The organism is Pseudomonas sp. HMWF021 (assembly GCF_003061005.1).
In the GTDB taxonomy this organism is placed as follows: domain Bacteria; phylum Pseudomonadota; class Gammaproteobacteria; order Pseudomonadales; family Pseudomonadaceae; genus Aquipseudomonas.
Map to the genome: position 1 here is coordinate 1 of NZ_QAIK01000137.1, position 5,462 is coordinate 5,462.

Annotated in this window: 7 protein-coding genes; 2 read left to right on the forward strand and 5 right to left on the reverse strand. The window is 62.7% G+C overall.

What is annotated here, in order from left to right:
* Positions 1 to 176 precede the first annotated feature (176 nt).
* From DBR18_RS19285 to DBR18_RS19300, 4 genes are read right to left on the reverse strand one after another with little or no spacing between them, the layout of a single operon-like run.
* On the reverse strand, positions 177 to 734 hold the full coding sequence (locus DBR18_RS19285) for a DUF4136 domain-containing protein (RefSeq protein ID WP_108591494.1): 558 nt from the start codon (positions 732 to 734) through the stop codon (positions 177 to 179).
* A 51-nt stretch (positions 735 to 785) separates the two neighbouring features.
* Positions 786 to 1,397, reverse strand: coding sequence for a DUF4136 domain-containing protein (locus DBR18_RS19290; RefSeq protein WP_097089917.1), 612 nt, complete (start codon positions 1,395 to 1,397; stop codon positions 786 to 788).
* Between the two features lie 12 nt (positions 1,398 to 1,409).
* The gene (locus DBR18_RS19295) at positions 1,410 to 2,159 is read right to left on the reverse strand and encodes a methyltransferase (RefSeq protein ID WP_108591495.1); all 750 of its coding nucleotides are present in this window, start codon (positions 2,157 to 2,159) and stop codon (positions 1,410 to 1,412) included.
* Positions 2,159 to 2,461 (reverse strand): MazG-like family protein, encoded by a 303-nt coding sequence (locus DBR18_RS19300; RefSeq protein ID WP_007951009.1) that lies wholly within the window; start codon positions 2,459 to 2,461, stop codon positions 2,159 to 2,161. Before DBR18_RS19300 ends, DBR18_RS19295 begins: the two co-directional genes overlap by 1 nt.
* Before the next feature lie 239 nt (positions 2,462 to 2,700).
* On the opposite strand from DBR18_RS19300, the gene DBR18_RS19305 reads away from it, so the two are divergent.
* Both DBR18_RS19305 and DBR18_RS19310 read left to right on the forward strand, forming a co-directional pair.
* Positions 2,701 to 2,994 (forward strand): hypothetical protein, encoded by a 294-nt coding sequence (locus tag DBR18_RS19305; RefSeq protein ID WP_064388791.1) that lies wholly within the window; start codon positions 2,701 to 2,703, stop codon positions 2,992 to 2,994.
* Between the two features lie 151 nt (positions 2,995 to 3,145).
* A complete protein-coding gene (locus DBR18_RS19310; RefSeq protein WP_108591496.1) occupies positions 3,146 to 4,495 on the forward strand; it encodes an MATE family efflux transporter in 1,350 nt (449 codons plus the stop codon).
* On the opposite strand, the gene DBR18_RS19315 is transcribed toward DBR18_RS19310, so the two are convergent.
* Entirely contained in the window at positions 4,489 to 5,364 is an 876-nt protein-coding gene (locus DBR18_RS19315) for an alpha/beta hydrolase (RefSeq protein ID WP_108591497.1), read from the reverse strand. The two genes, DBR18_RS19310 and DBR18_RS19315, sit on opposite strands and share 7 nt — an antisense overlap.
* Positions 5,365 to 5,462 lie beyond the last annotated feature (98 nt).

Genomic DNA, 5,462 nt, shown 5'->3' on the forward strand with positions numbered 1-5,462 from the left:
ACATGAGGCCCGAGCGGATGTGCAGCGCTATGTATCGCGCTACAACATCACCAGGCCGCATAGCTACAACGCCTATCGGTCACCAGTCGCCAGGGAGAGGTTGGCGGCGTGAAACCTTAATCGGTGTCCAAGATTACTTGACCAGTTCACTTGGGCTCCCGTTTTCTTACTGCGCATTAACGCGGTGGATAGTTGGCGAGGATGCGGCTGACGGTGGCGCGCACCGCATTGCTGCGATCTTCGGGATTGGGCGTGCTGCTGAGCATCTGCTCATCGCTGCCGCGCCACACCAGTTTGCCGTCCTTGCCATCGAGCAGGTCGATCTGGATGGTCGCCACCTTGTAGGTGATGTTGCGGGTCTCGTTGTACATCGGCGCGCCCCAGTAACCGTTCCACGGGCCACCCCAACCGCCGCCGTAGTTGGTGGTCACCTGCTGCTGACGATCCTCGACGATCAGGTAGGTCTGCACGCTCAGGTCGCCCTTGGCTCCCGCTGCGGCGGGACGCAAACCGCGCTGGTCGAGCTGATCGCTGACGGCCTGGCGGATGCGCTGCTCGGTCAGGTCGCTTTTGATCCGTGGATCATCCGGGCGATATTGAAGCGCGGGTTCTTTCCAGCTCCAGCTGCGATAGGTGGCAAAGTCGCGGCTGGCGTCGAAATCATGGTTGACCTGGTTGGCGGCGCAGGCGCTGAGCAGCGCGGCCATGGTCAATAAAGCGAGACGGCGGAACATGGATTTTCTCCGGTTGAAGGCCTGAACCTGCGAAACGTTCTCACATGAAGTCTAGCTCGGCGGATAGGCCGACAGGGCTTTTTCCAGAGCCTCGCGAATGGCGTCGGTGCGCACGAGCTGGCTACCCTGATTGGCGGTTTCGGCGCTGGCGCTCCACACCGGTTGCCCGGTGCCGGCGTCGAACAGATTGACCTGCACCACCACGACCTGCTCCTGATAGGTACGCACGATCGGCACGGTGTTGTACATGCCGTAACCGCGACCATAACGATCATAGCCACCGTATCCGCCGTAGTAGCCGTAGTCGTCCTGCACCTGGCGCAAACGGGTTTCCAGACGCAGATTGGCGCTGACCAGCAAATCGGCCGGACGGTTATCGTGCAACGGGCGCAGCCCACGCTGATCCAGCGCATTGCTCACCGCTTCGGCCACTTGCGCCGAATCGGCCCAGGCCGTGCCCGGCGGCAATTGCCCGTTGAGCCAGGCCCAACTGCGATAGCGCCCGTAATCGCGTGGCGGCGCCGGGTAGGCACTGCGATCAAACGTATTGGCCGCTTGCGGCGGCGCCGGCGGCAACGGCCGCGACTGCGCGACGTAGGGGTTGCTGCCCTGGCAGGCGGCCAACCCCAGACAGATCAGCAATAAACCGGATTGAGCTTTCATGGGGTGCTCCGATCAGATCGGCCGGCAGATCCAGTGCAAGTAACGCCCAAGCCCGGCGAAGCTTGGGTGGCGACGGTGAGCGAGCTCCATCTCCAGCAAATCCACGAGTTCGGCGCGGGCCTGGAATTCCACCGGCATGTAGTCGTGAAAAACCCGGATCCCGCTCTGGGTTTCGACCTGCCACAACCCTTCGAGTTGCGTTGCCAGCTCCCGTGGATCAAGCGGCTGCTGCGGGGTCAGGCTCTGCTTTTCACCGGCCATGGTGTTTTTGCGCATTTTCTTGAAATGGCCTTTGAGCAGGTTGCGATAGATCAGTGCATCACGGTTGTAGAACGCCAGCGACAGCCAGCCACCGGGTTTGGTCAATTGGTGCAGCACGGGCAGGATCGCGTGAGGTTCGGCCAGCCATTCGAGCACCGCGTGGCAGATCACCAGATCATAAGGCTCGGTGAGCTGACCGAGCAGTTCCTGCCACGGCGCCTGAATGAACGTTGCGGTCTGCCCGGCTTCGGCGAAGCGCTGGCGGGCACCTTCGAGCATCGGTTCGGCCGGCTCGGTGAAGGTCACTTCATGGCCGCGCTCAGCCAGCCACAGCGACATGTGGCCCAGACCGCCACCGATGTCCAGTACGCGCAGCGGTCGGTCCGGCAACGCTTCGGCAAGGTCGGCCTGCAACACCGCGAGGCGAATCGCACCTTTGGCGCCACCGTAGATTTTTTCGGCGAAACGGGTCGCCAACTGATCGAAATGCCGGTCGCTCATCAGCTGAACCGCCGTTCGCTGTCGGCGAGCTTGCTGCGCACCACTTCATTCATGTCCAGCCCCAATTCGCTGCACAGCAGCAACAGATACAGCACGATGTCGCCGACCTCCTGCCCGGCATGGGCCAGTTTGTCCGCCGGCAACTGGCGCGACTGGTCTTCGGTCAGCCACTGGAAGATCTCCACCAGCTCGGACATTTCCACGCTGGCGGCCATGGCGAGATTTTTCGGGCTGTGAAATTGCCGCCAGTCATTGCGGTCGCGAATGGCGTGCAGGCGTTCGGTCAGTTCAACAAGGTTCATCGGGCTCTCCTGAAGGCGTATAGCTTCGGGGGGTTGCGCGTTGAAGGCAAGGCCCATGTTGGAGCTGCCGCAGGCTGCGATCTTTTGATCCTGCTCTTGAAAATCAACAGCAAAAGATCGCAGCCTGCGGCAGCTCCTACAGATTTTCCGTTCGACGCAGCATTGGGCCATACTCCTGCCAGGGAACTCGGCCACCTGCGTTGTGGCCCAAGGCTCAGCTCTTTCATCAGGATGAACACATGCAGGTAGAAAGCTTTTTCGAATGGCTCGGCCAGGCACTCGGTTCGATCATCCGTTTCATCGTCGATGGCCTCAGCGGCCTGTTCAACATTCTGAGCAATGCCGGCGGCAACTTTGTCGATGGCCTGGCGAAGACGCTGGGCATGGACACCTCGATCATCAGCATCATTGCGCTGATCGTCGGCCTGATGCTGCTGTGGTCGGCGATCCGCGCGTTCATGAATGCGTCGATCATTGCCGGGATCATCTGGCTGCTGTTGGGGTTGTGGTTGCTGAGCTGGATCATCCATTAGCCCTTGTGGGAGCGAGCCTGCTCGCGAAGGCGTCAGATCAGCCAAAACTGCTCTGAATGACACACCGCTTTCGCGAGCAGGCTCGCTCCCACATTGGTTGCATCGCAGGCCGCATGAATCGCTACAATCCCCGCTCCCCCAAGGAGCCCGCATGCCCAACCTGATTGCCGACTGGCGCGACCGTCCGACTCACCGCAAGGTCTGGGCGCTCGCCGCGCCGATGATTCTTTCCAATATTTCCGTGCCGCTGGTGGCGCTGGTCGACAGCACTGTCATCGGCCACTTGCCTCACGCCCATCAGTTGGGCGCGGTGGCGGTCGGCGCCAGCCTCTACACCTTTCTCGCCTGGGCCATGGGTTTTCTGCGCATGGGCACCACCGGGTTTGCCGCGCAAGCGGCCGGGCGCAGCGATGGCGCGGCGTTGCGCCAGATCCTGTTGCAGGGTCTGCTGCTGGCCGTCGGCCTGGCTATCGTGCTCGGCACTCTCGGCGTGCCGTTGAGCGGCGTGGCCCTGCACTTCATGCAGCCGTCGGCGGAACTTGATCAACTGACCCGCGAGTTCTTCCACACCCGGTTATTCGGTCTGCCGGCCGCGCTGGCCAGTTATGCGTTGGTCGGCTGGTTCCTCGGCACCCAGAACGCCCGCGCGCCGCTGGCGATTCTGCTGAGCACCAACCTGATCAACATCGCTCTCAACCTGTGGTTCGTGATTGGCCTGCAATGGGGCGTGGTCGGTTCGGCCCGGGCCTCGGTGATCGCCGAGTGGAGCGGCGCCCTGCTCGGCCTGTGGCTGACCCGTGGCGCATTGCGCGCGTATCCCGGGCACATCGCCTGGGCGGCATTGAAGCTGTGGCAGAGCTGGCGCCCGTTGCTGGCGGTCAATCGCGACATCTTCATCCGCAGCCTGGCACTGCAATCGGTGTTTTTCCTGATCACCGTGCAGGGCGCGCGACTGGGCGATGCCACGGTGGCGGCCAATGCTCTGTTGCTCAACGGCCTGCTGCTGACTGCCCATGCGCTGGACGGTCTGGCCCACGCGGTCGAGGCCCTGTGCGGACATGCCATCGGTGCCCGCGATCGGCTCGCCCTGCGCCGTTCCCTGGTGGTGGCCGGGGGCTGGTCGCTGCTGGCGAGTCTCGGTTTTGCCGCGCTGTTTCTGTTTGCCGGGCATCTGTTCATCGAGATGCAGACCGACATCCAGAGCGTGCGCGACACCGCGTTCATCTATCTGCCGTACCTGGCCGTGCTGCCGTTGATTGCCGTCTGGAGTTATTTGCTCGACGGTCTGTTCATCGGTGCCACCCGTGCCCGGGAGATGCGCAACGGCATGCTGTTGACGGTCGTCCTGCTGCTGCCTTTCGCCTGGGCGCTGCAAGGCCTGGGCAATCATGGGTTGTGGATATCTTTTCTGTTGTTCATGGTGTTGCGCAGTCTGACCCTCGGCACGTTTGCGCTGTGGCTGAGACGCCAGGACGGCTGGTTTCAGGGCGCCGCTCACTGAGGCGGCGTGTGCCTGATGAATGCGACCACTTGATCAAGCACCGGCGCCAGGCGTCGCAGCGGTCGCGACAAGGTGGCCACCAGCGTCACATGACTGGGCCGCGCGTAATACAGATCCTGCACCGGCACTCCCGCTTCGCGCAGCTTGCGCGCAAGGCCGCCGGTGTTGCGCGTGGGATTGACCAGCGTGTCTCTGGTCGCGGCAATCAGCAATGCGGGCGGCGCTCCGTGACTGACGTGGTTGATCGGCTGCGACTGCGGCGGCGAATCCGGCCAGAAGAACACCGGTCGCACGTCGGGATTCTCGATGGGCAGAAAATCATAAGGCCCGGCCAGACCGATCCAGCCGCTCAAATCCTTGGGCGACATCCCGGCCGCGCCCAGCAGGCTTGAATCCAGCGCCAGCATCGCCGCGTTATAGGCGCCGGAGCTGTGGCCCATCAGATACAGGCGTTGCGGGTTGCCGGAAAACTCGCGGATGTGTGCCCGGGTCCACGCCACTGCCTGTGCACCATCCTCGAGAAACGACGGATAACGCACCTGTGGATACAGACGATAATCGGCCAGTACCGCAACGATGCCCCTTGAGGCCAGCGCCTCGCCGACAAAGGCATAATCGGCGCGATCACCGCTGTTCCAGCTGCCACCGTAGAAGAACACCACCACAGGCGCCCCTGCCTGTGCATGCCGTGGCACGTAGACGTCGAGCTTTTGCCGGGGATCGCTGCCGTAGGCGATGCCTGCGGTTCTGGTGAACGTGTCCTCGGGCGTCAGGGCATTGAGTAACTTCACCGGCGAACATCCGCTCAGCAGCGCCAGCACCACGCCCCCCAGGATCATGCCGAACCGTTGCCAGCGGGGCTTTGCCATGGTTGCTGTTCCTCGACGTCAATTGTTCTGCCAATACCGCCGCAAATGCTCCAGCCGCGCCTGCTGGCTCAGACCCGCCGGCACCGGGATCAGCGGTG